Source organism: Serratia sp. CMO1 (assembly GCF_015689115.1).
GTDB lineage: Bacteria > Pseudomonadota > Gammaproteobacteria > Enterobacterales > Enterobacteriaceae > Serratia > Serratia marcescens.
Map to the genome: position 1 here is coordinate 1,260,540 of NZ_CP065032.1, position 24,761 is coordinate 1,285,300.

The 24,761-nt window shown below is 61.7% G+C and carries 24 protein-coding genes and 1 riboswitch; of the genes, 12 read left to right on the forward strand and 12 right to left on the reverse strand.

Annotated features, from left to right (window positions below; all coding sequences use genetic code 11):
• Window positions 1–5: 5 nt before the first annotated feature.
• Window positions 6–728, reverse strand: a complete 723-nt coding sequence (locus IT763_RS05915; protein WP_016928685.1) for an ATP-binding cassette domain-containing protein — start codon at window positions 726–728, stop codon at window positions 6–8.
• A gap of 453 nt (window positions 729–1,181) precedes the next feature.
• On the opposite strand from IT763_RS05915, the gene IT763_RS23430 reads away from it, so the two are divergent.
• From IT763_RS23430 to IT763_RS05925, 3 genes are all read left to right on the forward strand, one after another.
• The gene (locus IT763_RS23430; RefSeq protein WP_254925154.1) at window positions 1,182–1,304 is read left to right on the forward strand and encodes a hypothetical protein; all 123 of its coding nucleotides are present in this window, start codon (window positions 1,182–1,184) and stop codon (window positions 1,302–1,304) included.
• 531 nt (window positions 1,305–1,835) lie between these two features.
• On the forward strand, window positions 1,836–3,848 hold the full coding sequence (gene uvrB, locus IT763_RS05920) for an excinuclease ABC subunit UvrB (RefSeq protein ID WP_016928683.1): 2,013 nt from the start codon (window positions 1,836–1,838) through the stop codon (window positions 3,846–3,848).
• 100 nt (window positions 3,849–3,948) lie between these two features.
• Window positions 3,949–4,215: a VF530 family DNA-binding protein gene (locus IT763_RS05925; RefSeq protein ID WP_004939783.1), complete on the forward strand. Its 267-nt coding sequence runs from the start codon at window positions 3,949–3,951 to the stop codon at window positions 4,213–4,215.
• A 6-nt stretch (window positions 4,216–4,221) separates the two neighbouring features.
• On the opposite strand, the gene yvcK is transcribed toward IT763_RS05925, so the two are convergent.
• Window positions 4,222–5,139, reverse strand: a complete 918-nt coding sequence (gene yvcK / locus IT763_RS05930; RefSeq protein WP_049203797.1) for a uridine diphosphate-N-acetylglucosamine-binding protein YvcK — start codon at window positions 5,137–5,139, stop codon at window positions 4,222–4,224.
• A 260-nt stretch (window positions 5,140–5,399) separates the two neighbouring features.
• A riboswitch (molybdenum cofactor riboswitch) is annotated at window positions 5,400–5,544 on the forward strand.
• On the opposite strand from yvcK, the gene moaA reads away from it, so the two are divergent.
• From moaA to IT763_RS05960, 6 genes are all read left to right on the forward strand, one after another.
• Complete coding sequence (gene moaA / locus IT763_RS05935; protein WP_206195251.1) at window positions 5,531–6,517, forward strand: GTP 3',8-cyclase MoaA; 987 nt, start codon at window positions 5,531–5,533, stop codon at window positions 6,515–6,517. It overlaps the preceding riboswitch by 14 nt.
• Before the next feature lie 24 nt (window positions 6,518–6,541).
• Entirely contained in the window at window positions 6,542–7,057 is a 516-nt protein-coding gene (gene moaB / locus IT763_RS05940) for a molybdenum cofactor biosynthesis protein B (RefSeq protein ID WP_021503999.1), read from the forward strand.
• 3 nt (window positions 7,058–7,060) lie between these two features.
• Window positions 7,061–7,540: a cyclic pyranopterin monophosphate synthase MoaC gene (moaC, locus tag IT763_RS05945; RefSeq protein WP_048794855.1), complete on the forward strand. Its 480-nt coding sequence runs from the start codon at window positions 7,061–7,063 to the stop codon at window positions 7,538–7,540.
• Window positions 7,537–7,782: a molybdopterin synthase sulfur carrier subunit gene (gene moaD / locus IT763_RS05950; protein ID WP_049187156.1), complete on the forward strand. Its 246-nt coding sequence runs from the start codon at window positions 7,537–7,539 to the stop codon at window positions 7,780–7,782. Before moaC ends, moaD begins: the two co-directional genes overlap by 4 nt.
• 2 nt (window positions 7,783–7,784) lie before the next feature.
• Complete coding sequence (moaE, locus tag IT763_RS05955; protein WP_016928678.1) at window positions 7,785–8,252, forward strand: molybdopterin synthase catalytic subunit MoaE; 468 nt, start codon at window positions 7,785–7,787, stop codon at window positions 8,250–8,252.
• A 130-nt stretch (window positions 8,253–8,382) separates the two neighbouring features.
• Window positions 8,383–9,093, forward strand: a complete 711-nt coding sequence (locus IT763_RS05960; protein ID WP_004939761.1) for a Bax inhibitor-1/YccA family protein — start codon at window positions 8,383–8,385, stop codon at window positions 9,091–9,093.
• Between the two features lie 75 nt (window positions 9,094–9,168).
• On the opposite strand, the gene IT763_RS05965 is transcribed toward IT763_RS05960, so the two are convergent.
• Genes IT763_RS05965 through cecR form a run of 5 tightly spaced genes read right to left on the reverse strand, consistent with a single transcriptional unit; the run spans window position 9,169 to window position 14,887 of the window.
• A complete protein-coding gene (locus IT763_RS05965; RefSeq protein WP_206195252.1) occupies window positions 9,169–10,275 on the reverse strand; it encodes an ABC transporter permease in 1,107 nt (368 codons plus the stop codon).
• Between the two features lie 12 nt (window positions 10,276–10,287).
• Window positions 10,288–11,442, reverse strand: coding sequence for an ABC transporter permease (locus IT763_RS05970; RefSeq protein WP_016928676.1), 1,155 nt, complete (start codon window positions 11,440–11,442; stop codon window positions 10,288–10,290).
• A complete protein-coding gene (locus IT763_RS05975) occupies window positions 11,439–13,175 on the reverse strand; it encodes an ATP-binding cassette domain-containing protein (protein ID WP_206195253.1) in 1,737 nt (578 codons plus the stop codon). The genes IT763_RS05970 and IT763_RS05975 overlap by 4 nt, the downstream gene beginning before the upstream one ends.
• 8 nt (window positions 13,176–13,183) lie before the next feature.
• Window positions 13,184–14,170, reverse strand: coding sequence for a secretion protein HlyD (hlyD, locus tag IT763_RS05980; protein ID WP_016928674.1), 987 nt, complete (start codon window positions 14,168–14,170; stop codon window positions 13,184–13,186).
• Between the two features lie 18 nt (window positions 14,171–14,188).
• Entirely contained in the window at window positions 14,189–14,887 is a 699-nt protein-coding gene (gene cecR / locus IT763_RS05985) for a transcriptional regulator CecR (RefSeq protein ID WP_176063553.1), read from the reverse strand.
• 297 nt (window positions 14,888–15,184) lie between these two features.
• On the opposite strand from cecR, the gene rhlE reads away from it, so the two are divergent.
• The 3 genes from rhlE to dusC all read left to right on the forward strand — a co-directional run bounded on the left by rhlE (window position 15,185) and on the right by dusC (window position 18,654).
• Window positions 15,185–16,564, forward strand: coding sequence for an ATP-dependent RNA helicase RhlE (gene rhlE / locus IT763_RS05990; protein WP_079449548.1), 1,380 nt, complete (start codon window positions 15,185–15,187; stop codon window positions 16,562–16,564).
• 113 nt (window positions 16,565–16,677) lie between these two features.
• Window positions 16,678–17,637 (forward strand): D-2-hydroxyacid dehydrogenase family protein, encoded by a 960-nt coding sequence (locus IT763_RS05995; protein WP_164053542.1) that lies wholly within the window; start codon window positions 16,678–16,680, stop codon window positions 17,635–17,637.
• 84 nt (window positions 17,638–17,721) lie between these two features.
• Complete coding sequence (gene dusC, locus IT763_RS06000) at window positions 17,722–18,654, forward strand: tRNA dihydrouridine(16) synthase DusC (protein WP_028127658.1); 933 nt, start codon at window positions 17,722–17,724, stop codon at window positions 18,652–18,654.
• A 41-nt stretch (window positions 18,655–18,695) separates the two neighbouring features.
• Here the strand turns inward: dusC and IT763_RS06005 are convergent, their stop codons facing one another.
• The 5 genes from IT763_RS06005 to uhpC form a co-directional block, all read right to left on the reverse strand.
• Window positions 18,696–18,962: a hypothetical protein gene (locus IT763_RS06005; RefSeq protein ID WP_004939738.1), complete on the reverse strand. Its 267-nt coding sequence runs from the start codon at window positions 18,960–18,962 to the stop codon at window positions 18,696–18,698.
• Window positions 18,963–19,209: 247 nt separating this feature from the next.
• Entirely contained in the window at window positions 19,210–20,256 is a 1,047-nt protein-coding gene (gene fbpC, locus IT763_RS06010; protein ID WP_193842638.1) for a ferric ABC transporter ATP-binding protein, read from the reverse strand.
• An 11-nt stretch (window positions 20,257–20,267) separates the two neighbouring features.
• Window positions 20,268–22,346 (reverse strand): iron ABC transporter permease, encoded by a 2,079-nt coding sequence (locus IT763_RS06015; protein WP_049299454.1) that lies wholly within the window; start codon window positions 22,344–22,346, stop codon window positions 20,268–20,270.
• A 67-nt stretch (window positions 22,347–22,413) separates the two neighbouring features.
• Window positions 22,414–23,445, reverse strand: coding sequence for an ABC transporter substrate-binding protein (locus IT763_RS06020; RefSeq protein WP_016928667.1), 1,032 nt, complete (start codon window positions 23,443–23,445; stop codon window positions 22,414–22,416).
• Window positions 23,442–24,746, reverse strand: a complete 1,305-nt coding sequence (uhpC, locus tag IT763_RS06025; protein ID WP_033641033.1) for an MFS transporter family glucose-6-phosphate receptor UhpC — start codon at window positions 24,744–24,746, stop codon at window positions 23,442–23,444. The genes IT763_RS06020 and uhpC overlap by 4 nt, the downstream gene beginning before the upstream one ends.
• Window positions 24,747–24,761: the final 15 nt, after the last annotated feature.

A 24,761-nucleotide genomic window follows, 5' to 3' on the forward strand; every position in this document is an offset into this window, starting at 1 on the left:
CCCCCTCATCTTCCTTCCTGTCCCGCCAGCCCGGCGCCGATCAGCGCCTCATCCAGCTGCGCCAGCGCGCCGTGCGCCACGGTGCGCCCGCTATCCAACAGGCAAAAGCGGTCCGCCACCCGGCGCACGAACGGCAACTGATGCTCTACCAGCAAAATGGTCATGCCCAACTCATAGTTGAGCCTGCGGATCACGTTGCCGATGTCGGCGGCGATCGAGGGAGGCACGCCCGCCGTGGGTTCGTCGAGGATCAGCAGCGCCGGCTCCTGCGCCAGCGCACGACCGATCGCCAACTGGCGCTGGGCGCCTTCGCACAGATCGCCGGCGCGGCGGGTACGCATCTGGCGCAAATTGGGAAACAGGCTGTAGATCAGCGGCGGAATGCGGCGAGGGGCGCCGCGCACGGCCATCTGCGCCACCTGCAGATTCTCTTCCACGCTCAGCTGCGAGAAGAGTTGCCGCCCTTGCGGGACGTGGCTGATGCCCAGTGCCGCGCGGCGCTCCATCGGTTGCAGCAGCAGGTTTTGCGGCGGTTGATCCGCCGGCTGCCAGGTCATGCTGCCGCTCACCACCGGCAAATGCCCCATGATGCAGTTGACCAGCGTGGTCTTGCCCACGCCGTTGCGCCCGAGCAGCACGGTGCACTGGCCGCGCGGCAGCTCCAGGTTGATGTCCCACAGGGTGTGGTTTTGACCGTAGAATTGATTGACCGATCTCAGGCTCAGCATTTGGCATTCTCCTCATAGACGCTCGTTTCACTCGTTGGCGGGGGACAGCAAAGGCCGCATGCGCGGCGAATTTCCCGAGTGTGGCAATGTCTGGAACAAGATGCCGTCCGTCCAATGAGCCAGAGCAAGGTCTGCGGTGGACGGAATGACAGTCAATATGTCGTTAAAAACGACGCTTGTGACGACTTGGTGTCGTTCTTGCGCTTTTACAGGCGATAGCACCGCGAGGGGTACACGCTGCGGCTGGCAGCGCATCACGCTGTCGAACCGCATTTATACGCAGGAAGATAAAGCAACTCTCAGGCCAGTTTTACCGCCGGGTGAAAACGGGGATTGTTATCGCCCTGTTAACCGCTGGTCAGGCCTGACGCGCGCTGCCGTGACAGCCTGAAAATACGCGGGGAAGTTAACCCGGACGTTTTTTGCACTCTTGTGGTGCTCTTCGGTGAGGGCATGGTGCAAGGCATTGCGCCGCCGTCAAGCGCGATCCGCGAGAAAGGGGCCGATGCGATTTTGGCAATGGGGATTTTTAGTATTAATCGGCATAAACAAAGCGATATTTTTATGAAAAAATAACTAAAAAAGCCATTTTGGCGAGTGTAAAGGGCGAAAAGCTTTCTTTCTGTAACTCCCGCCCCGGGCGGGGCGGTGAGAGTTATCCACTATTCCTGTTGATAACCTTGTGCATTAGATTTAGAAAAACGCTGTAAAGCGAGAGCGGACGCGGGTTCTGTTCGCTTTGCCCGCATTCTCGTCTTTTTATTAAATATCTTATATATCAATAGATTAATTAAAATCAAGACGCAGGGGTATTGATCAGGCCTCTATGTATGATTTTTCGACGCGGTGCTATCAATAAGTTAATTCGCGGCAAGTTCTGGGGATAAATCTGTTATTGACAATAAAAATGTCACCCCGCTGTAACGTCACGGTGCAACGGCATTGCCGCAGTGCCGGGCGCGGCGACGAATCCGCTTGAAGCTGGTTTTATATCCAGTATCATGGGCACTGGCGCAAATCGCCGACACTTTCCATAATTAGGGGCCATGTCCGGCGCAGAGCCGGCTGGCCGCCTGAGCGCGCGCATCTCCACAGGGTAGCCGAGCAATGAGTAAACTTTTCAAACTGCATTCCGAGTTCAAACCGGCCGGCGATCAGCCGGAAGCCATCCGCAAGCTGGAAGAGGGGCTGGAAGACGGCCTGGCGCACCAGACGCTGCTGGGGGTCACCGGTTCGGGCAAGACGTTCACCATCGCCAACGTGATAGCCGATCTGAATCGGCCGACCATGGTGCTGGCGCCGAACAAGACGCTGGCGGCGCAGCTGTACGGCGAGATGAAAGCGTTTTTCCCGGAGAATGCGGTGGAGTACTTCGTCTCCTACTACGACTACTACCAGCCGGAAGCCTACGTGCCCAGCTCCGACACCTTCATTGAAAAAGACGCTTCGGTGAACGAGCACATCGAGCAGATGCGTCTTTCCGCCACCAAGGCGCTGCTGGAGCGGCGCGACGTGGTGGTGGTGGCGTCGGTGTCGGCGATCTACGGCCTGGGCGATCCGGATCTTTACCTGAAGATGATGCTGCATCTGACCCAGGGGATGATCATCGATCAGCGCTCCATTTTGCGCCGCCTGGCGGAGCTGCAGTATTCCCGCAACGATCAGGCTTTCCAGCGCGCCACCTTCCGCGTGCGCGGCGAGGTGATCGATATCTTCCCGGCGGAATCGGACGAGCTGGCGTTGCGCGTCGAGCTGTTCGACGAAGAAGTGGAGCGGTTGTCGCTGTTCGATCCGCTGACCGGCCAGATTGAACAGGTGGTGCCGCGTTTTACCATCTACCCGAAATCGCACTACGTGACGCCGCGCGAGCGGATCATGCAGGCGATGGAAGAGATCAAGGTCGATCTGGCGGACCGCCGCAAGGTGCTGCTGGCCAACAACAAGCTGCTGGAAGAGCAGCGCCTGACGCAGCGCACCCAGTTCGATCTGGAGATGATGAACGAGCTGGGCTACTGCTCGGGCATCGAAAACTACTCGCGCTACCTTTCCGGGCGCGCCGAGGGCGAGCCGCCGCCGACGCTGTTCGACTACCTGCCGGCGGACGGCCTGCTGGTGGTCGACGAATCCCACGTGACCATTCCGCAGATTGGCGCGATGTTCAAGGGCGACCGCGCGCGCAAGGAAACGCTGGTGGAGTACGGCTTTCGTCTGCCGTCGGCGCTGGACAACCGCCCCTTGCGCTTCGAGGAGTTCGAGGCGTTGGCGCCGCAGACCATCTATGTTTCCGCCACGCCGGGCAAATATGAGCTGGAGAAATCCGGCGGCGATCTGATCGATCAGGTGGTGCGGCCGACCGGGTTGCTGGATCCGATCGTGGAAGTGCGGCCGGTCGCCACCCAGGTGGACGATCTGCTCTCCGAGATCCGCAAGCGCGCGGCGATCAACGAGCGCGTGCTGGTGACCACCCTGACCAAACGCATGGCGGAAGATCTGACCGAATACCTGGAAGAGCATGGCGAGCGCGTGCGCTACCTGCACTCGGATATCGATACCGTGGAACGGGTCGAAATCATTCGTGACCTGCGTCTGGGCGAGTTCGACGTGCTGGTGGGCATCAACCTGTTGCGTGAGGGGCTCGACATGCCTGAGGTGTCGCTGGTGGCGATTCTGGACGCCGACAAGGAAGGCTTCCTGCGTTCCGAACGTTCGCTGATCCAGACCATCGGCCGCGCGGCGCGTAACCTGAACGGCAAGGCGATCCTGTATGGCGATCGCATCACCGATTCGATGGCCAAGGCGATCGGTGAAACCGAGCGGCGCCGCGCCAAGCAGCAGGCCTATAACGAAGCCAACGGCATCGTGCCGCAGGGGCTGAACAAGAAGATCGGCGATATTCTGCAGATCGGTCAGCCGGTCAACCGCGCCAAGGGTAAAGGCAGGAGCAAGGCCGTGGACGGCGGCGCTCAGCTGCAGAACCTTACGCCGAAAGCGCTGGATCAGAAAATCCGCGATCTGGAAGCGCAGATGTACACCCACGCGCAAAACCTGGAGTTCGAGCAGGCGGCTGCGCTGCGTGACGAGATCCACCAGCTGCGCGAGCAGTTCATCGCGATTTCCTGACCGTTGGACGGCGCCCGCGCCGTGGGCGTCAAAATTCCTTGTCGGCCGCGCCAAAGCTGTTATGGTGTGCGGCCCGATTTGACCACGAAGAGTACCGAACATGAGCCAACACCAGTCTAAAGACCCGCTGCACGGCGTGACGCTGGAGCAACTGCTGAATAAACTGGTGGATCACTACGGTTGGTCCGAACTGGGCGCGCGCATTCGCATCAACTGCTTCCGCAGCGATCCGAGCATCAAGTCCAGCCTGAAGTTTTTGCGTCGCACGCCCTGGGCGCGCAAAGAGGTGGAAGATCTGTATATCGATATGGTCAGCCATCCCGCCCCGGCCAGCGATAATCCCTGGCTGCGCGGGCGAGACGGTTAAATTCGGTCAGCGGCGGGCGGCCAGCCCCACCAGCGCGTGATCCAGCGCCTGGCGCAGCAGTTGGCGATCGTGGCGGTAGGGGATGTCGCTCGCTTCCAGCGGCTGTTGAATCACCACCCGATCCTGCACTTCACTGGCGTCCACCGCCGGGCCGACGATCAGCGCATCGATCATCCGGCGGCCGATCTTCTCTTCCATCAGCGTCAGCTTATCCTTTAACGACAGCGCCGCGGCGGCCACGCTCAGTTCGCGGCCGAGGTTGCCGATATAAATCATGCTGGCGCTGCTGCGGCGCAGCGCCTGGGTGAGATCGTCCAGCAGCAGCAGCGGCATCAGGCTGGTGAGGAAGCTGCCTGGCCCGATCAGGATCACGTCGGCTTGCGCGATGGCGTCCAGCGCTTCGCGCGTGGCGTTGACCGGGGGCGACAGCATCAGCTCCTGCGGCATGTGGGCCAGTTGATCGACATTCACTTCACCGTAAACGTGATTGCCTTCGTGATCGTGCGCCATCAAATCCACCGGCTGCTCCGACATCGGGATCAGCGCCGCATCCACCTTCAGCAAGCTGCGCACCAGATTGATCGCTTCCAGCGGGCGCACGCTCAGGTGATCCAGCGCTTTCAGCATCAGGTTGCCCAGGTTATGGCCGGCCAGCTCACCGTTGCCGCTGAAACGGTATTCGAACATCGCCGAGGCGACGCTCGGTTCGGTGATCAGCTGGTTGAGACAGTTGCGGGTATCGCCCCAGGCAATGCCGCCTTCCGAACGGCGGATGCGGCCGGTGGAACCGCCGTTGTCGGTGGTGGTGACGATGCCGGTCAGGCGGGAGCCTAAGGACGACAGGGCCGACATCACACGGCCCAGGCCGTGTCCGCCGCCCAACGCCACCACGCGGTCGAGATCGGCCAGGGTACGATTACGCATAAATTTCCTTACAAAGGGTCTGAACTGCCCGCATAAGGTAGCGGATCCGGCATAAAAACGCGATAAAGAGTGTCATTTGCGTGATTCTGGTCAATTCGTCCACGCAAGCGATGTTTATCATGGTTTACCCGAATAGACGGCGTCTAAAAACGCTGTATAGACAATTATATAGCGAATTAACGCGTTGGCTATCGTTGCCGATTAGCGCTAGAATTCTGCTGAAAACCACGGTTTCATTCCGGCTACTCAAGGTAGCGGGAAGAGAAATCAAACTCCTAGCCCCTGCGCCTACGTTGTTCATCCGGAACGATATGGCGCCTGGGCCGTGGCGAAGTCAGCCACCAGGGTGCAGAGGGGAAACGCTCGCATCTCCCGACTTTGGAAAGGTGTTATGGTACCGCAACTCATTGATGCTTATGAGCGCAAGTTCTATTACCTGCGCTTGTCGATCACCGACGTGTGTAACTTTCGTTGCACCTATTGTCTGCCCGACGGCTACAAGCCGAGCGGCAGCCCGAAAAGCTTCCTGTCGCTGGATGAAATCCGCCGCGTCAGCCGCGCGTTTGCCGAGCTGGGCACCGAAAAGGTGCGCCTGACCGGCGGCGAGCCTTCGCTGCGCCGTGATTTTACCGAGATCATCGCCGCCGTGCGGGAAAACCCGGCCATCCGCACGCTGGCGGTCACCACCAACGGCTACCGTCTGGCGCGCGACGTCGCCGCCTGGCGTGACGCCGGTCTGACGGCGATCAACGTCAGCATCGATAGCCTGGATCCCCGCCAGTTTCACGCCATCACCGGTCAGGACAAGTTCCGCCAGGTGATGGACGGCATCGACGCCGCCTTTAGCGCCGGTTTCAGCAAGGTCAAGGTCAACGCCGTGCTGATGCGCGACGTCAATCACCAGCAGCTCGGCGCCTTTCTCGCCTGGATCAAGGATCGGCCGATCCAGCTGCGTTTTATCGAACTGATGGAAACCGGCGAGGGCGGCGAGCTGTTTCGCAAACACCACGTTTCCGGCGAAGTGATTCGCCGGCAGCTGGAACAGCAGGGCTGGCAGCGCCAGGCGCGCGGCCGCAGCGACGGCCCGGCGCAGGTGTTCAGCCACCCGGACTACCAGGGTGAGGTGGGTCTTATCATGCCGTATGAAAAAGACTTCTGCGCCAGCTGCAACCGGCTGCGCGTTTCTTCCATCGGCAATCTGCACCTGTTCCTGTTCGGCGAGCAGGGGGTGCCCCTGCGCGATCTGCTGGCGGACGACGGCCAGCTCGATGCGCTGAAGGCGCGCATCCAGAGCGGGCTGCTGAGCAAGAAGCAGACCCATTTCCTGCATCAGGGCAACAGCGGGATCACCCAGAACCTGTCGTTTATCGGCGGCTGACAGCCAATAGGAGCCTATTGAACCATGAGCCATGCGAGCAGCGAGTTTATTGCGGCACATATCGCCATCCTGACCGTGTCCGACAGCCGCGGCGCGGCGGAAGACACCTCCGGCCAATATCTGCAGGACGCGGCGCGGGAAGCCGGCCATCAGGTGGTGGATCGCGCCATCGTCAAAGATGACATTTACCAGATCCGCGCGCGGGTTTCCGCGTGGATTGCCGATGACAACGTGCAGGCGGTGCTGATCACCGGCGGCACCGGTTTTACCGCGCGCGACAACACGCCGGAAGCGCTGTTGCCGCTGTTCGACAGAGAGGTGGAAGGGTTCGGCGAACTGTTCCGCATGGTGTCGTACGAAGAGATCGGCACCGCGACGATCCAGTCGCGCGCGCTGGCCGGCCTGGCCAACCGCACGGTGATTTTCGCCATGCCGGGCTCCACCCGCGCCTGCCGCACCGCCTGGGAGCGGATTATCGAAGAGCAGTTGGACGCGCGCCATCGCCCGTGCAACTTCCAGCCCCATTTGAAGAAGCCCTGAGTCATGACACAGCTAACCCACATTAACGCCGCCGGCGAAGCCCATATGGTTGACGTTTCCGCCAAGGCCGAAACGGTGCGCGAGGCGCGCGCCGAAGCCTTCGTCGAGATGCTGCCCGCCACGCTGGCGATGATCGTCGACGGCAGCCATCACAAGGGCGACGTGTTCGCCACGGCGCGCATCGCCGGCATTCAGGCGGCCAAACGCACCTGGGAACTGATCCCGCTGTGCCACCCGCTGATGTTGAGCAAAGTCGAAGTGCAGCTGGAGGCGCAGACGCAGCACAGCCGGGTGCGCATCGAAACCTGCTGCCGGCTGACCGGCAAAACCGGCGTCGAGATGGAGGCGCTGACCGCCGCCTCGGTGGCGGCATTGACCATCTATGACATGTGCAAAGCGGTACAGAAAGACATGGTGATCGGCCCGGTGCGCCTGCTGGCGAAAAGCGGCGGCAAATCCGGCGATTTTAAGGTGAACGCATGATCGATATTCTTTTCTTCGCGCAGGTGCGCGAACTGGTGGGCACCGGCACGCTGTCGATGCCGGCGGATTACCCGACCGTCGAGGCGCTGCGCCAGGCGCTGTGCGCGCGCGGCGATCGCTGGGCGCTGGCGCTGGAGTCCGGCAAGCTGTTGGCGGCGGTCAATCAGTCGCTGGTGGCGGCGGATCATCCGCTGCGCGCCGGCGATGAGGTGGCCTTCTTCCCGCCGGTCACCGGGGGGTAAGCATGGAAAACACCCGCATTCGCGTGGGCGAAGCGCCGTTCAACGTCGGCGACGAGTATCAGTGGCTGGCGCAGTGCGACGCCGACGGCGCGGTGGTGACCTTCACCGGCAAGGTGCGTAACCATAACCTCGGGGACGACGTCAGCGCGCTGACGCTGGAACACTATCCCGGCATGACCGAGAAGGCGCTGGCGGAGATCGTGGCCGAGGCGCGCAGCCGTTGGCCGCTGCAGCGCGTGACGGTGATCCACCGCATCGGCGCGCTGTATCCCGGCGACGAGATCGTGTTCGTCGGCGTGACCGGCGCGCACCGCGGCATGGCGTTCGCCGCCAGCGAGTTCATCATGGACTACCTGAAGACCCGGGCGCCGTTCTGGAAGCGCGAAGCGACCGGCCAGGGCGATCGTTGGGTGGACGCTCGCGACAGCGATCGTCAGGCCGCGCAGCGCTGGCACGACGCGGCTAAATAACGCGTCAACAGCGGAAACAAATCAAGACCTTTGCCGCTTTCGCGCGGCCTATTCTGTGGTACGCTTATAGCAGGCGAAGCCCCGTTCGCGGGGCTTCGGAATCTTGTTTACAACGCAAAAGGTAACCGTCATGGACCGATATCCACGCTCTAATGGTTCAATCGTCGAACGTGCCAACAGCGGCATTCAGGCCTACATGGCGCAGGTTTACGGCTGGATGACCTGCGGTCTGCTGCTGACGGCGTTCGTTTCCTGGTATGCGGCCAATACGCCCGCGATCCTTAACTTCATCTTCTCCAGTCAGATCACCTTCTTCGGTCTGATCATCGCCCAGTTGGCGCTGGTGTTCGTGATTTCCGGCATGGTCAACCGCCTGAGCGGCGCGGTGGCCACCTCGCTGTTCATGCTGTACTCGGCGCTGACCGGGCTGACGCTGTCGAGCATCTTCATCGCTTATACCTACAGCTCGATTGCCAGCACCTTCGTGGTCACCGCCGGCATGTTCGGCGCGATGAGCCTGTACGGCTACACCACCAAGCGCGATCTGAGCGGCTTCGGCAGCATGCTGTTCATGGCGCTGATCGGCATCGTGCTGGCCTCGTTGGTGAACATCTGGCTGAAAAGCACCGCGCTGATGTGGGCGATTACCTACATTGGGGTGGTGGTGTTCGTCGGTCTGACCGCGTACGACACGCAAAAACTCAAAGCGATGGGCGAGCAGCTGAACGCCGATGATAAAGACGGCTTCCGCAAGTACGCCATCGTCGGCGCGCTGACGCTGTATCTCGACTTCATCAACCTGTTCCTGATGTTGCTGCGTATCTTCGGCAACCGCCGCTAAATCCGTCGTCTTTCAAGCAGTCGCTTGAAATCCAAAGGACTTAACAGGCTCTGCATGTGACATGCAGAGCTTTTTTTATGCGATTTTGCGGCGAAACAGCGCGTAGGCGGCGCTGCCGGTGGTGGCGGTGATCACCAGCAGCGGCCACAGGCTGCGCCAGATGATGCTGAAGCTGGCGTCTTTCAGGTAGATCTGCTTGGTGATGTCGGTGAAGTGGCGTATCGGGTTCACCCAGGTCAGATCCTGCAGCCACACCGGCATATTCTCCACCGGCGAGACGTAACCTGAGAGCAGGATCGCCGGCATCATGAACACGAACACGCCGATAAACGCCTGCTGCTGAGTGGCGCACAGCGACGAGATCAGCAGGCCGAAACCGACCAGCGACAGCCCGTAGATCAGCATGGTGGCATAGAACAGCAGCAGAGATCCGGCGAACGGGATCTGGTACAGGAAGATGCCGATCAACAGCACGATGCTGGACTGGAAACTGGCGACGATCAGCGCTGGCACCGCCTTGCCGATAAAGATCTGCCAGGTGGTGAGCGGTGAGACCAGCAGCTGTTCCAGTGTGCCCTGTTCGCGTTCGCGCGCCACCGACAGCGAGGTGACGATCAGCACGCCGATGGTGGTGATCATGGCGATCAGCGACGGCACCACGAACCATTTGTAGTCCAGATTCGGGTTATACCAGTTGCGCACCACCAGTTCGCTGTTGTTGGGTTTGGCACGGTTGCCGAGCAGCTCGTTCTGATATTCCTGCACGATCTGCTGCACGTAGTTGGCGGCGATCTGCGCGCTGTTGGAGTTGCGCCCGTCGAGCAGCAACTGCAGCGGCGCGGTATTGCCGGCGGCGATATCGCGCGAGAACTGTGCCGGGAAGCGGATCAGCAGCAGCGCCCGTTGGTTATCAATGGTGGTCTTTATCTCCTGCGGGTTGCGCAGCAGCAGCACATGGGAGAAAGCTTTAGCCTTGGCGAAGCGTTGGGTCAGCTCCACCGAAGCCTGGCCGCTGTCCTCGCTGTAGACCGCGATGGTGGCGTTGGTCACCTCCAGCGTCGCGGCGAACGGGAACAGCAGCACCTGCAGGATCACCGGTATGATCAGGATGGCGCGGGTTTGCGGATCGCGCAGCAGCGCCTGCATTTCCTTGATGATGAGCGTCAACAGACGGTGAAACATCGCTCTTTCTCCTTAATCCAGCCGACGCTGGGTTTTCCAGGCCGTCAGGCCGATGAACACCACGGCGGAAGCGATCAGGAACAGCAGATTGATCGCCAGCACGGTGCCGACGTTGCCCGCCAGGAACAGCGTTTGCAGCGTGCTGACGAAGTAACGCGCCGGAATGATGTAGGTCACCGCGCGCACGATCGCCGGCATGCTGTCGATCTGGAAAATGAAGCCGGACAGCATGATCGACGGCAGAAAGGCGGCGTTCAGCGCCACCATCGCCGCGTTGAACTGGTTGCGGGTGAGGGTGGAGATCAGCAGGCCCATGCCGAGGGTGCTGGCGAGGAACAGGCTGCTGATCAGCAGCAGGATCGGCAGCGAACCGCGATAGGGCACGCCGAGCACCCACACCGCCACCGCCATGCACAGCGCCATGGCGATCATGCCGAGGAAGTAATAAGGGATCAGTTTGGAGAGCAGCAGCTCGCTGCGCGTCACCTGGGTGGACAGCAGAGCCTCCATGGTGCCGCGCTCCCATTCGCGGGCGATCACCAGCGAGGTGAGAATGGCGCCGATCACCGTCATGATGATGGTGATGGCGCCGGGAATGATGTAGTGCCGGCTGATGGCCGCCGGGTTGAACCAGTAGCGCATCTGTACGTCAATCAGCGGTTTGTCGTTGTTCCCCCGATCGGCGGCGCGCTGCTGCTGCCAAATTTGCCATACGCCTTGGGCATAGCCCTGCACGAAGTTGGCGGTGTTCGGCTCGCTGCCGTCGGTGATCACCTGGATAGGGGCGCTGTCGTGCGGGCGCGCCATGCGCTGGTCGAAATCCACCGGGATCACCACCAGGCCGCGGATCGTGCCGGCCTGCATCTGCTGGATCAGCTGTTGGCGGTTGTCGCTGATGGTCGGTTCGATATAGGGCGAACCGGCGAAGGCGTGGGCCAGATCGCGCGCGTCTTCGCTCTGTTGCTCCATCAGAATGCCCAGATGCAGCTTGCTGGAGTCCAGGTTGATGCCGTAGCCGAAGATGAAAAGCAGCATCAGCGGGATGACGAAGGCGATCAGGCCGCTGCTGGGATCGCGCAGTATCTGCCGCGTTTCCTTCAGGCACAGCGCGCGTAGCCGGCGCCAGGAGAAGCCGCTCTCGTCGATTGGGGTTCGGTTATCGCTCACCGCGTTTCCTCCTCGTCGTAGCCTTGCACCAACTCAATAAACGCCTGCTCCATCGAAGGGCTGGGATTGTCGTCGCGCGCCACCTGCTGTTTGAGATCGTCCGGCGTGCCGGCGGCGATGATCTTGCCGCGATACACCAGGCCGATGCGGTCGCAGTATTCCGCCTCGTCCATAAAGTGGGTGGTCACCATCACCGTCACGCCCTTGTCGACCATGCCGTTGATGTGCAGCCAGAACTCGCGCCGCGTCAGCGGATCGACGCCGGAGGTCGGTTCGTCGAGGAACAGAATATCCGGTTCGTGCATCAGCGCGCAGGCCAGCGCCAGGCGCTGCTTGAAGCCGAGCGGCAGCGCGTCCGGCGTTTGATCGAGGATCGGCGCGAAGTTGAAGGCGCGCGACATCTCGTCGATTTTGTCGCGCTGCGCCTTGCCGCTCAGGCCGTAGACGCCGGAGAAGAACTTCAGGTTTTGCGCCACCGTCAGGTTGCCGTACAGCGAGAATTTTTGCGCCATGTAGCCAAGGCGTTGGCGCGCCTGGCCGGAACTGGTTTTCAGATCCATCCCCAGCACCAGCGCCTTGCCGCTGGAGGGGATCAGCAGGCCGCACATCATTTTGAAGGTGGTGGACTTGCCGGCGCCGTTCGGGCCGAGCAGGCCGAAGATTTCGCCGCGCCGCACCTGAAAATCGACGTGATCGGTGGCGGCGAAATCGCCGAATTTTTTGGTTAGCTGCACCGCTTCGATCACCGTTTCACCACTTTCGCCGTTGACGGTCGGCATGATCTCCGCCAGCGCCGAGCGATGGTTGGGGCCGCCGCCGAGCAGATCGATAAACGCATCCTCGAAGCGCGGATCCGCTTCGTTCAGTTCGGCGTCCGGCAGATCCAGCGCCTGCAGCAGCTGCCGGTGATCTTCGCCTTCTTTCAGGATCAGGCGCAGGTACTTGCCCTGGATCACGCCGTCGGTGACCGCCGGCAGGCAGATCGCCCGCTGCAGCAACGATCGATGGCTGCCCGGCGGCGCGGCGATCAACACCGTGCGCCCGGCCATACGGCGAGTCAGATCCTGCGGCGCGCCGCTGAACAGCAGCTCGCCCTCGTTGAGCAGCAGCACTTCGCGGCACTGCTCGGCTTCGTCGAGATAAGAGGTGCTCCACAGGATCAACATGCCGTCGTTGGCCAGCTCGTGCACCATGCGCCACAGTTCGCGGCGCGAGATAGGATCGACGCCGACGCCCGGTTCATCCAGCAGCAGCACCTGGGGGGCGCCCACCAGCGTGCAGGCCAGTCCCAGTTTTTGCTTCATGCCGCCGGACAGCTTGCCCGCCAGGCGCTCGGTGAAGCGGGTCAGGTCGGTGAATTTCAGCAGCCGTTCGAAGGTCTGACGCCGCAGATCGCCGGTGACGCCGCGCAGATCGGCGTACAGCGTCAGGTTCTCCATCACCGTCAGATCCTCATACAGCCCGAACTTCTGCGGCATGTAGCCGAGGATCGCGTGCAGTTGACGATCCTGGGCGATCGGATCCAGCCCGGCGACCCGCAGTTTGCCGCTGCTGGGCTGCAGCAGCCCGGCCAGCATGCGCAGCAGGGTGGTTTTGCCGGCGCCGTCCGGGCCGACCAGCCCGATCACCGCGCCGCTGCGCAGGGTGGTGGTCAGGCTGGCGACCGCCGGTTTCTCAAGCGACGGGAAGCGTTTTTCCAGCCCTTCCAGCTCGATGGTGTGCGCCTGTTCCATGGCCGGCCTCAGGGTTTGGCGAAGCGCAGGGTGACCGGCATGCCCTGGCGCAGCGCGTCGTCGGCGTCGGTGACGATCACCCGCAGGCGATACACCAGATCGGTGCGCAGATCCGGCGTTTCAACGCTTTTCGGCGTGAATTCCGCGGTCGGCGAGACGAAACCGATCTTGCCGTGATAAGGCTTGCCGGGGCGGCCGTCGGTGTAAATTTCCAACTCGGTGCCGGGCACCGCCTGATTCAGGCTGGTCTCGTTGACGTAGGCGCGCACCCACACCGGCCGGGTCAGCGACAGGGTGAACACCGTGCCGCCGGCGCCGAGCATGGTGCCCGGCTCCACCGCGCGGGTCAGCACCGTGCCGGCGGAAGGGGAGATCAGCGTGGCGTCTTGCAGGTTCAACTGCGCCTGCGCCAACGCCGCTTCGCTTTGCGCCACGTCGGCCTTGGCCTGTTCAATTTCTTGCGGGCGATTGCCGCTGCGGTATTGCGACAGCTTGTCCTTCGCCGCCTGCAGATTGGCCTGCGCCTGATTGCGGGCGGTGCGCGCATCCTCCAGCGCGTCGGCGGAGGTGGCGTTTTTCGCCCACAGCCCCTGCTGGCGTTTCAGGAAGCTGTCGGCATAGGTGAAGGCGGACTGGCGCTGCGCCATTTCTGACTGCACCTGGGCTATCTCTTCGCTGCGATAGCCGGCCTGCAGCAGCGACAGTTTGGCGCGCGCGCTGCCGACGTTGGCTTCGGCCTGCTGCAGCGCGTTGCGGTAGGGGGCGTCGTCCAGCTTGCCGAGCAGCTGGCCCGGCTGAACGGCATCGCCTTCATCCACCGTCAGCGACGCCAGGCGGCCGTCGACGCGAAAGCCGAGGTTGACCGTGCGGATATCGACGTTGCCGTACAGCGTCAGCGGCTTATCCTGCTGCTGTTGGTAATGCCAGACCCCGTAAGCGGCGGCCGCGATCAGCAGAATTAACAACACGATCAAGGCACTGCGTTTTTTGTTCATAACACTCCCTGCCTGAATTTACGCGCCATGACGTTGGCGCAGCCCAGTAACCAGAATTTCAATATGTTCGCTCAGCACCGCCGCGATTTGCGCCGCTTCACTTTCACCAATCTCTTGCCAGCCGGCCTGACGGCGGATGGTTTCGCGCGCCACGCGGAACGACAGCACCTCGCCGATCAGCGCATGGGTATGCAATACGAGGCGGGGAGCGTGTTCGTCGATGCCGGTGGCGGCCGACAGCAAGCGGCACAGCCGCTCGTGCATCGGCGCGATCACCTGGCGGTGGATCAGCGGGTAGGCCTCGGTCGGGGCGAGCTGTTCGCGTGACATGATTTTGCTCAGGTTCAGCGTGTGCGGCTGGGTCATCAGCTCGCTGAAGGCCAGCAGGCCACGCTGCAGCAAGCGTAGCGCCGCGTCGGGTGAGCGTTGTTCGGGCGCTTCTTGCCCAAAGCGATCGACCTCTTCGGCCAACGGGGCGAACGCCTGCTGGATGAAATCGGCGAGCGATTGCGCCACGGCCAGATACAGCCCCTCTTTGGAGCTGAAGTAGTAGGTAATGGCGGCGATGTTCTGGCCGGCGCGCTGGGCGATATCGCGCGTGGTGGCGCCCTGCAGGCCGAATTCACCGAACAGTTCGGTCGCCGCGGCGAGCAGCTGCCTGCGCGTTTGCTCGCCGCGCGCCCGGCCGGCGGCCTGATGAGGGACGGAAGCTGGCATGGGTCACGCTCGAAGTTAATCAATCATATGATTAACTTTATGCCAGATTGTCTAAAACGCAACCGCTAACCACAATGAGTTATGTGATCGGCTTCAGACAATGCTGAATTTACGGCAGATTGTGCTCTAGGTGCGTAAAAGTGCTTTTTATTGCGCGACTTCTGTTACAATCGGCGCCTGGTGCACTGCAGTTTGTGCCAATCCCTCGTGGTCATGCTTAATGCCCCGTCTGATCATCCTCCCAGGAAACTGCACCGAACACCGTTAGGTTAGGGGGGATCTGGAGTTTTTCTCTTTATGTCATTTGAAACCCTCGGCTTAAGTGCTGAAATTGTGCGCGCTGTTGAAGAACAGGGCTATCGCGAACCGACGCCAATCCAGCGTCAGGCTATCCCTGTCGTGCTGGAAGGTCGTGACCTGATGGCCAGCGCCCAGACCGGCACTGGTAAAACCGCCGGTTTTACCCTGCCGCTGTTGCAGCTGCTGAGCAAGCATGACCATCCGGTCAAAGGCCGTCGCCCGGTGCGCGCGCTGATCCTGACGCCAACCCGTGAGCTGGCGGCGCAGATCGGCGAAAACGTCGAAGCCTACAGCAAACACCTGCGCCTGCGTTCGCTGGTGGTGTTTGGCGGCGTGAGCATCAACCCGCAGATGATGAAGCTGCGCGGCGGCGTCGATATCCTGGTGGCGACGCCGGGCCGTCTGCTGGATCTGGAACATCAGAACGCGGTTGACCTGTCCAAAATCGAAATTCTGGTGTTGGACGAAGCGGACCGCATGCTGGACATGGGCTTTATCCACGACATCCGCCGCGTGCTGGCCAAGCTGCCGGCCAAGCGCCAGAACCTGCTGTTCTCCGCGACCTTCTCCGACGACATCAAGGCGCTGGCCAACAAGCTGCTGCACAACCCGGCCTCGGTGGAAGTGGCGCGCCGCAACACTGCGTCCGAGCAGATCGAGCAGAGCGTGCACTTCGTCGACAAGAAGCGTAAGCGGGAACTGCTGTCGCAGATGATCGGCGAAGGCGACTGGAAACAGGTGCTGGTGTTTACCCGCACCAAGCACGGCGCCAACCACCTGGCGGAACAGTTGAACAAAGACGGCATCACCGCTGCGGCGATCCACGGCAACAAGAGCCAGGGCGCCCGTACCCGTGCGTTGGCCGATTTCAAAGATGGCCGCATCCGCGTGCTGGTGGCGACCGATATCGCGGCGCGCGGTCTGGATATCGACCAGCTGCCGCACGTGGTGAACTATGAGTTGCCTAACGTGCCGGAAGACTATGTGCACCGTATCGGCCGTACCGGCCGCGCGGAACGCACCGGTGAAGCTATCTCGCTGGTGTGCGTGGATGAACACAAGCTGCTGCGCGACATCGAGCGTCTGCTGAAGCGTGAAATTCCGCGCATTGCGCTGCCGGGCTACGAGCCGGATCCGACCATCAAGGCCGAGCCGATCATCAACGGCCGCCAGGGCGGCGGACGCGGCGCGCCGCGCGGCAACGGCGGTGGCCAGCGTTCCGGTAACGGCGGCGGTCAGCGCAGCGGTAACGCCAACGGCGGCCAGCGTGAAAACCGTGGCAACGGTAACGGCAACGCTCGCCCGCAGGGTGACGGCCAGCGCCGTTCCGGCGCGCCGTCTTCGCGCCGCCCGCGCAATCGCAAACCGGCTGAATAAGCCTGATTGCTCAAAGAGTAAGCCGCCGATACGGGCGGCTTTTTTTTGCCTGGCGGAACGCCATTTTCGTACTAGGCTGGACGGTGGTTACCCCTACATTCCAGGAGACGGAGATGAAATTGAAGTGCGCAATTCTCGATGATTACCAGCAGGTGGCGCTCAAGATGGCGGACTGGTCGGCGCTGGCCGATCGGGTGGAGGTGTCCGCCATCAGCGCGCACTTTACCGATGAAGCGGAACTGGCGGTGCATCTGCAGGAGTGCGACATTTTGGTCATCATGCGCGAGCGCACGCCGATGACCGCCTCGCTGCTGGCGCGGCTGCCGAAGCTGAAGCTGCTGATCACCTCCGGCATGCGCAACGCCGCTATCGATTTGGCCGCCGCCGCCGAGCGTGGCGTAGTCGTGTGCGGCACCCGCAGCGGGTCGGCGGCGCCGATGGAGTTGACCTGGGCGCTGCTGCTCGGGCTGGCGAAGCATATCGTACCGGAAAGCGTCGGGCTGCGGAACAATGGCCCGTGGCAGCTGGGCTTAGGCGTCACGCTGCAGGGGAAAACGCTGGGGCTGCTGGGGTTAGGCAAGATCGGCGGCCAGATGGCCCGGGTGGCGCAGGCGTTCGGCATGCGGGTGCTGGCCTGGAGCCAGAACCTGACGGCGGAACGGGCGGCGCAGGAGGGCGCTGAGCTGGCGTCATCCAAACGGGCGCTGTTTGAGCAGAGCGATTTTGTCTCCATTCACCTGGTGCTGAGCGACCGCAGCCGCGGGTTGGTGGGGCGTGATGAATTGGCGGCGATGAAGCCCACCGCTTACCTGATCAACACCTCGCGCGCGGGCATCGTCGATCGGGCGGCGTTGGTGGACGTGCTGCAACAGCGGAAGATCGCCGGCGCCGGGCTGGACGTGTTCGAGACGGAGCCGCTGCCGGCCGACGACGTGTTTCGCCAGCTGCCCAACGTGCTGGCGACGCCGCATGTGGGTTATGTGGCGGACGACAACTACCGCGCCTACTTCACCGAGGCGGTCGAGGACATTGCGGCGTTCCTCGCCGGCCAACCGATCCGCCGGCTGGGCTGACGGCATTTTTAATGCCCGCAGAGGCTTGTCTGGCGCGGGCATTCACCCGTATCATTGCGGGTCTTTTTTTAGCTGGGATTGGTCATGCGCGTATTATTGGCTCCGATGGAGGGCGTTCTCGACTCTTTGGTGCGTGAGTTGCTCACCGAAGTGAACGACTACGATCTGTGCATCACCGAATTTTTGCGCGTGGTCGATCAACTGCTGCCGGCCAAGTCGTTCTACCGGCTGTGCCCGGAGCTGCGTCACGCCAGCCGCACGCCATCGGGCACGCTGGTGCGGGTACAGCTGCTGGGGCAGTACCCGCAATGGCTGGCGGAGAACGCCGCGCGTGCGGTGGAGCTGGGCTCTTACGGCGTCGATCTCAACTGCGGCTGCCCGTCCAAGCTGGTGAACGGCAGCGGCGGCGGGGCGACGCTGCTCAAAGATCCGGAATTGATCTACCAGGGCGCCAAGGCGATGCGCGCGGCGGTGCCGGCCCATCTGCCGGTCACGGTGAAGGTGCGTCTGGGCTGGGATTCCTCCAGCCGCAGCTTTGAAATCGCCGATGCGGTGCAGCAGGCCGGCGCCAGCGAGCTGACGGTGCACGGCCGCACCAAAGAGGACGGCTACAAGGCGGATCGCATCAATTGGGCGGCGATCGGCGAGATCCGTCAGCGGCTGAGCATCCCGGTGATCGCCAACGGCGAGATCTGGGATCACCAGAGCGCGCAGGATTGCCTGCAGGCGACCGGCTGCGACGCCGTCATGCTGGGGCGCGGCGCGCTCAACGTGCCGAACCTGAGCCGGGTGGTGAAGTATAACGAGCCGCGCATGCCCTGGCCGCAGGTGGTTGAGCTGCTGCAAAAATATGTCCATCTGGAAAAGCAGGGCGACACTGGTCTGTATCACGTGGCGCGCATCAAACAGTGGCTGGGTTATTTGCGTAAAGAATATGACGAAGCCACCGAACTGTTCAGCGAAATACGCGCGCTGACGACATCCGGGGATATTGCGCGCGTCATCTGCCGCAGCTAAAAATAAACCCGCGCGCGGCGGGTTTATTTAAAATGGTATTATCAGGCGGCTTTGTCGAGACGGTTCAATTCTATCTCGATATCCTGAATGGTTTTTTCCAGTCCTTCCAGACAGGCGCCCTGTTTATTCAACAGGTCGTTAATGGCTTCGGCGAATGCCTTATTTTTGCATTCCCCCTGATCGAAGGCCAGCCAGTGTGCGGAGAGCGTCTCGGTATTCGCCTGCGCATAGTGGCGCATTTCCTTCAGCTGGGAAGCGACGTTGCGTAAATTATCCAGCTGCGCCTGTGCGTTTGCATTGTTGCTCATGAATTTCTCCTTGAGTTGGCCGTTAAATAATTTCGACTGCGGGATTAAGCTTACCCTATTTAAATAAAAATATCACCCTGAGTGAACTGGGTGGTTATTTTTTAGTGGGTGTGGTTGTGTTTATTTTTCGGCTGAACAAGGACTTGGGTGGAATTGTAAAAATAGATAAATACGGTGTTTTTTGGCGATTATTTTCGGCCATCCCGTTCGGGATGGCCGTTATTCTAACGCTTAAGAGTGATGCTTATTATGCCGCATCCGCCAGCATAAACATGCCGTAGGGATGAATTTCCAGATAATACTGCTCGCCGACGTTCGGCTGCAGGCGGGTGGCGTTAACCTGCAGCAAAATCTGCTGTCCGTGCCATGCCACCGTCACCTCATACTGCGGCCCCATGTAGGCGACATGTTCGATCACGCAGCACTGGCTTTCATCGCCATGCCCGCTCAGCGTGATCGCCTCCGGGCGCACGCCCACCGTGCCGGCGCCCTGGGCGGCAAAGTGCGCGGGGCGCGGCAGGCGATAGCCGCTGATATCGACATGTTCCGCGCTGAAACTGGCCGGGAACAGGTTGGCGTCCCCCATAAAGCTCGCCATAAAGCGCGAAGCGGGCTGCCGATAGAGATCCTGCGGTGAACCCATCTGCATGATATGCCCTTTGTTCATCACCAGCACGGTGTCTGAGACCGCAAAGGCCTCGCTCTGATCGTGGGTGACGTACAGCGACGTGATATCAAACTGCTTTTGCAGCTCGCGGATCTTTTCGCGCATGCTGCGGCGCAGGTTGGCGTCGAGATTGCTCAACGGCTCGTCGAACAGCAGCACTTTCGGCTTGAGGATCAGCGCGCGCGCCAGCGCCACGCGCTGCTGTTGGCCGCCGGAGATCTGATCGACATAGCGATCGTCGAACCCCGCCAGATCCACCATCGCCAGCGCTTCCTGCACGCGCGCTTTCACTTCGGCGCGCGGAATGCCGAGCATCTTCAGGCCATAGCCGACGTTCTCCCCCAGCGACATGTGCGGGAACAGGGCATAAGACTGGAATACCATGCAGATATCACGCTGCTGGATAGAACGATGGGTGACGTCTTCACCATCAATGAATATCTGCCCGTCGCTCGGTTTCTCCAGCCCGGCGACCAGGCGCAAAATGGTGGTCTTGCCGCAGCCGGAAGGGCCGAGCAGCGTCACCATTTGCCCCCGTGGGATGGTGAGCGTGATGTTATCGATTACCGTGTTGCTGCCGAACCGTTTGGAGACATTACGCAGTTCAACGAAATTTTTCTGGCTCATCATGGGCTCCATTACGCCTGGTTTTTGGCTTTTGAACGGGAGATGCGTGCCTCACCGATCAGCCAGTCAAAGAGGAAAATAATCGCCAGCATCACCACGATCAGAATTGAACCGTAGGCGATCGCCACGCCGTATTCGCCGTCTTCCACGCGGTTGAGGATGTAGGCGGTGGCCACGCGGGTATCGGGAGTGACCAGGAAGACGATGGCGCTGACGGTGGTGATGGCGCGCACGAAGCTGTAGATCAGCGCCGACAGGATCGCCGGGCGCAGCAGCGGCAGCAGAATGTGCGTGATGGTGCGCAGCGAGCCGGCGCGCAGGCTGAGCGAGGCTTCGTCCAGCGATTTGTCTATCTGGCCCAGCCCGGCGATCCCGGCGCGAATGCCCACCGGCACGTTGCGCATCACCATCGAGATAATCACGATGGCGGCTGTCCCGGTGAGGTACACCGGCGCGCTGTTGAAGGCGAGAATGTAAGAGACGCCCGCCACGGTGCCCGGCACCGCAAAGCACAGCATGGTGGTGAACTCGATGGTCTTTTTGCCCTTGAACTGCTGGCGCACCACGATCCAGGCGATCAGCAGACCGAACGCGGCGGTGATCGGCGCGGCGATCCCGGCGTACAGCAGCGTGTCGAGCAGCGAAGGCCACGCGCCGTCGCTCATGCCCTGGCCGAACAGCTTGATGAAGTTATCCAGCGTCAGCGTGTAATCCACCCCCCAGTTGACGGTGAAGCTGCCGTAGAAAATGCTGCCGTAGAGCAGGGCGTTAAAGGCGATCCACACCGCCAGCAGCGCGATCACGCTCCACACCAGCGTGACCGGCAGCGGCTGCACGTCGCCGCGGTAGGATTTGCCGGACACGGTGACGTAGGAACGCTTGCCGATCCACAGGTACTGGATGCAGAACACCAGCAGCGAGAACAGCAGCAGGAAGGCGCCGAGGGTGCTGGCGGCCTGATAGTCGAGCTGCGAGCCGGTGATGTAGAAATAGATTTGCGTCGCCAGCACGTCGAAGTTGCCGCCGAGCACCAGCGGGTTGCTGAAGTCGGCCAGCGATTGCACCACCACGATCAGAAACGCGTTGGCCAGCGCCGGTTTCAGCAGCGGCACGAACACGCCGTTAAAGGTTTGCCAACGGCTGGCGCGCAGGGTGTAGGAGGCCTCTTCCAGCGAAGGATGAATGGTCTTGATCGCGCCGTCGAGGATCATGAACGCCATCGGCGTGAACGCCAGCACCTGCGCCAGCCAGATGCCGGTAAAACCATACAGCCAGTTGGTGTTGGTCAGGCCGAACCAGGTCACCATCCACTCGGTGACGTAGCCGGAGCGCCCCATCATCAGCGTGACGCCCAGGCCGACGACGAACGGCGGCGTGACGATGGGCAGGATGGAGAAGATGCGGCCGATAATGGCGCTGCGTTTGGCGATGCGGGTGGTGTAAATCGCCAGCACCAGGCCGAAGAAGGTGCAGCCGGCGCCGACCGCGATCGACAGGGCGATGGAGTTGAGGATCACCTGAACGATATGCGCCTGCGACAGCACGTTCATAAAGGCCAGCGGCGCGAACGCGCCCGTCTGGTCGGTAAACATCGGAATGAAAATCGCGATGCTCGGCCAGACGATGAAGACGCCGATCAGCGCCACGATGGTGACCAGCGCGCCGATAACGAAACGGTCGCCGCCCAGCCATTCGAGGCGGGTCAGCGCCAGCGTCATGATGGCGCCCAGCGCGATCAATTGCACCAGGGTGGCGTAGCCTAAGCCGCGTCCCGCCACCGTGGCGCTGACGACGATAAAGGCCATGCACAGCAGCGCCCAGCCGGCGTCGAACGCGTGCCGCCGCCGCCGTTCACCGCCCGCCGCGGCGTAGGGGCGAAGCAGCAGCAGACTCGGCAACAGGCACCAAAGCCAGCTGATATTGCGGTGTGACCAGCCGTAGGCCGCGAGGATTTCATCGCCGGTGGACTCCAGCAGGCCGTAATCCAGGCTCCAGCTCGGCAGCAGGGCGAACGCCAGCCAGCCAAGCAAAACCCAAAGGAATATCGCATCTCGTTTTTTCACGAGATGGAGTGCATGTGTATGTGACATAAGTTTCCCGGATGTTCAGGCCGGGTAAGGCGTGAGGCTTACCCGGCAACAGGCGCAGAATGTGGGCTTATTTACCCATCTTGACTTCGCTGACCCATTTGTTGATCAGCGCCTTGCGGACCTCGGTCGAGCCGTACTTGTCCATGTCGTAGTTGATCAGCTTCAGGTCGTCGAGCTTCAGCGAGTTCGGCGAGGTGTCGGCGGTGGTATTGGTCAGGATCTGATAGGACTTGCCTTTCTTCCACGCCAGCTCCTGCGCCTCTTTCGACAACACCCAATCCACGAACAGCTTGGCGTTGTCGAGGTTGCGCGCGCCTTTGAGGATGCTGACGCCGCCGATTTCGTAGCCGGTGCCTTCACACGGCGAGATCAGCTCAAGCGGCGCGCCCTGTTCCTTTTCGAGCGAGTAGTCATGCAGGAAACCGATGCCGATCGCCGTTTCACCGCGGGCGGCGTTGCGCGCCGGGGCAATGCCGGACTTGGTGTACTGCGAAACGTTGGCGTTCAGCTGCTTGAGGTAATCGAACGCCTGATCGTCTCCCCACAGCTGGGCGAAGGTCGCCAGCGCGGTGTAGGCGGTGCCGGAACTTTGCGGATCGGCGATTTGAATCTCGCCCTTGTATTCCGGCTTGGTCAGGTCTTTCCAGCACTTGGGCACCGGCAGGTTTTTCTCTTTCAGGCGCTGGGTATTGACGCCAAAGCCGAGAATGCCGACGTAGACCGCCGAGGAGTAGTTGCCTTTCAGCTTGGCCGGATCGCGGAATTGCGTCATCACCTGTTCGAGGTTCGGCGATTTGTACGGCTGCAGCAGCCCCATTTCACCGGCCTGGGATTGCGGATCGAGCGTGCCGCCATACCAGACGTCTGCCTGCGGGTTCTTTTTCTCGGCGTCCACTTTTGCCAGCGTGCTGCCGGAACCGTTGCGGATGAACGAGGTTTTCACGTCATATTTCTCGCCGAAGGCTTTGGTTTCCGCTTCGCACATTTCATTGGTGGCGCTGCAGTAAACCACCAGGCGGCCCTTGGCGTGCGCGGCGCCGCTCAGCGTCGCCAGCGCGATGCCGGACGCTATCAGGGTAGTGACCCACGTTTTTTTCATTGTTTTATCCTTCTCTCGGTAGAGGTGGTAACGCTCGCCATCAGCAGCGGCATCAGCAATAAACCCATAAGAACGGCGGCGATCGACAGCAAACTGAACATGCCTGACCAGCCATAGCCTTCGATGACCCGCGACAGCGGCCAGCCCGCCAGCGCCGCCCCCAGATAGGCGAACAGGCCGAGAAAGCCGGTGATGGAGCCCGCGGCGCCTTTGTGCCCGCATTCCACGGCGGCGAGGCCAATCAGCATCTGTGGGCCGAAGACAAAGAAGCCCACCGCAAAGAAACAGCCCGCCAGCAGCGCGTAGTGATGCACCGGCGCCAGCCACAGCGCGGCGACGGACACCATCAGCCCAAGCGTGAACAGCAAAATCATCGGTGCGCGCTGCCCGCCGAACAGCACATCCGAGCCCCAGCCGGCGAACAGCGCGCCGAGCAGGCCGCCTATCTCGAACAGCATCACCGTCGCGTTGGCGCTGAGCAGGTTGACGCCGTGACTTTCCGTCAGCCACAGGTTGCCCCAGTCGTTCAACGCGATGCGGATCAGGTAGACCAGCACGTAAGAGACGCCGAGCAACCAGATCATCGGGTTCTTCAGCATCGTGGTGCGCAGCATCCGCCACAGCCCCATCGGCGGGCTTTGCTGTTCCTGGCGCAGCTCCAGCGGATCGTGGCGCCACTGGCCGACCGACGGCAGGCCTTCTTCCTGCGGCGTGCCTGTCAGCTGCCGCATGAGCCAGATGCCCAGCACCATGCTGACGGCCCCCGGGATCAACATCGCCGCCTGCCAGCCCCAGCGCTGGGCGGCGAAGGCGCTGATCAGCGGCACGATCGCGCCGCCGAGGTTGATCGACATATTCCAGCAGCCCCACCAGAAGCCGCGCTCGTTGCGCGAATACCAGTGGGTCAGCAGCCGCGCGCAGGGCGGCCAGCCCCAGCCCTGAAAGAAGCCGTTCAGCGCCCAGACCGCCAGCAGCAGCGTCAGCGATTCGCCGAAGGCGAACGCCACGTTCAGCACTCCGGTGGCGAACAGGCCGATCCCCATAAACCCGCGCTGCCCATGGCCGTCGTGCCACAACCCGGCGGCGAATTTCGACAGGCCGTAGCTCAGATAAAACAGCGAGCCAAGCAGGCCGATGTCCCCTTTATCCAGCCCCAAATCCGTTTGCAGCGCCGGCAGCACGTAATTCACGCTTTTGCGCGTCAGGTAAAAGGCGGCGTACCCGATGACCATATACAGCAGCAGTCGCGGGCGCAGCGCGCGGTAACGATGATCGATTTCAGATGCCGAGCGTGCTTGCATAGCCGCCTCCCTGGT

Coding starts and splice junctions, on each gene's coding strand:
- IT763_RS06015 (WP_049299454.1), bottom strand. CDS start 22,346: ATGTCACATACACATGCACTCCATCTCGTGAAAAAACGAGATGCGATA.
- yvcK (WP_049203797.1), bottom strand. CDS start 5,139: ATGCGTAATCGTACCCTGGCCGATCTCGACCGCGTGGTGGCGTTGGGC.
- rhlE (WP_079449548.1), top strand. CDS start 15,185: ATGTCATTTGAAACCCTCGGCTTAAGTGCTGAAATTGTGCGCGCTGTT.
- IT763_RS05995 (WP_164053542.1), top strand. CDS start 16,678: ATGAAATTGAAGTGCGCAATTCTCGATGATTACCAGCAGGTGGCGCTC.
- IT763_RS05925 (WP_004939783.1), top strand. CDS start 3,949: ATGAGCCAACACCAGTCTAAAGACCCGCTGCACGGCGTGACGCTGGAG.
- fbpC (WP_193842638.1), bottom strand. CDS start 20,256: ATGAGCCAGAAAAATTTCGTTGAACTGCGTAATGTCTCCAAACGGTTC.
- moaB (WP_021503999.1), top strand. CDS start 6,542: ATGAGCCATGCGAGCAGCGAGTTTATTGCGGCACATATCGCCATCCTG.
- IT763_RS05960 (WP_004939761.1), top strand. CDS start 8,383: ATGGACCGATATCCACGCTCTAATGGTTCAATCGTCGAACGTGCCAAC.
- moaC (WP_048794855.1), top strand. CDS start 7,061: ATGACACAGCTAACCCACATTAACGCCGCCGGCGAAGCCCATATGGTT.
- IT763_RS06005 (WP_004939738.1), bottom strand. CDS start 18,962: ATGAGCAACAATGCAAACGCACAGGCGCAGCTGGATAATTTACGCAAC.
- IT763_RS23430 (WP_254925154.1), top strand. CDS start 1,182: ATGGTGCAAGGCATTGCGCCGCCGTCAAGCGCGATCCGCGAGAAAGGG.
- moaA (WP_206195251.1), top strand. CDS start 5,531: ATGGTACCGCAACTCATTGATGCTTATGAGCGCAAGTTCTATTACCTG.
- moaE (WP_016928678.1), top strand. CDS start 7,785: ATGGAAAACACCCGCATTCGCGTGGGCGAAGCGCCGTTCAACGTCGGC.
- IT763_RS05915 (WP_016928685.1), bottom strand. CDS start 728: ATGCTGAGCCTGAGATCGGTCAATCAATTCTACGGTCAAAACCACACC.
- uhpC (WP_033641033.1), bottom strand. CDS start 24,746: ATGCAAGCACGCTCGGCATCTGAAATCGATCATCGTTACCGCGCGCTG.
- IT763_RS05975 (WP_206195253.1), bottom strand. CDS start 13,175: ATGGAACAGGCGCACACCATCGAGCTGGAAGGGCTGGAAAAACGCTTC.
- cecR (WP_176063553.1), bottom strand. CDS start 14,887: ATGCCAGCTTCCGTCCCTCATCAGGCCGCCGGCCGGGCGCGCGGCGAG.
- moaD (WP_049187156.1), top strand. CDS start 7,537: ATGATCGATATTCTTTTCTTCGCGCAGGTGCGCGAACTGGTGGGCACC.
- IT763_RS06020 (WP_016928667.1), bottom strand. CDS start 23,445: ATGAAAAAAACGTGGGTCACTACCCTGATAGCGTCCGGCATCGCGCTG.
- IT763_RS05965 (WP_206195252.1), bottom strand. CDS start 10,275: ATGTTTCACCGTCTGTTGACGCTCATCATCAAGGAAATGCAGGCGCTG.
- uvrB (WP_016928683.1), top strand. CDS start 1,836: ATGAGTAAACTTTTCAAACTGCATTCCGAGTTCAAACCGGCCGGCGAT.
- hlyD (WP_016928674.1), bottom strand. CDS start 14,170: ATGAACAAAAAACGCAGTGCCTTGATCGTGTTGTTAATTCTGCTGATC.
- dusC (WP_028127658.1), top strand. CDS start 17,722: ATGCGCGTATTATTGGCTCCGATGGAGGGCGTTCTCGACTCTTTGGTG.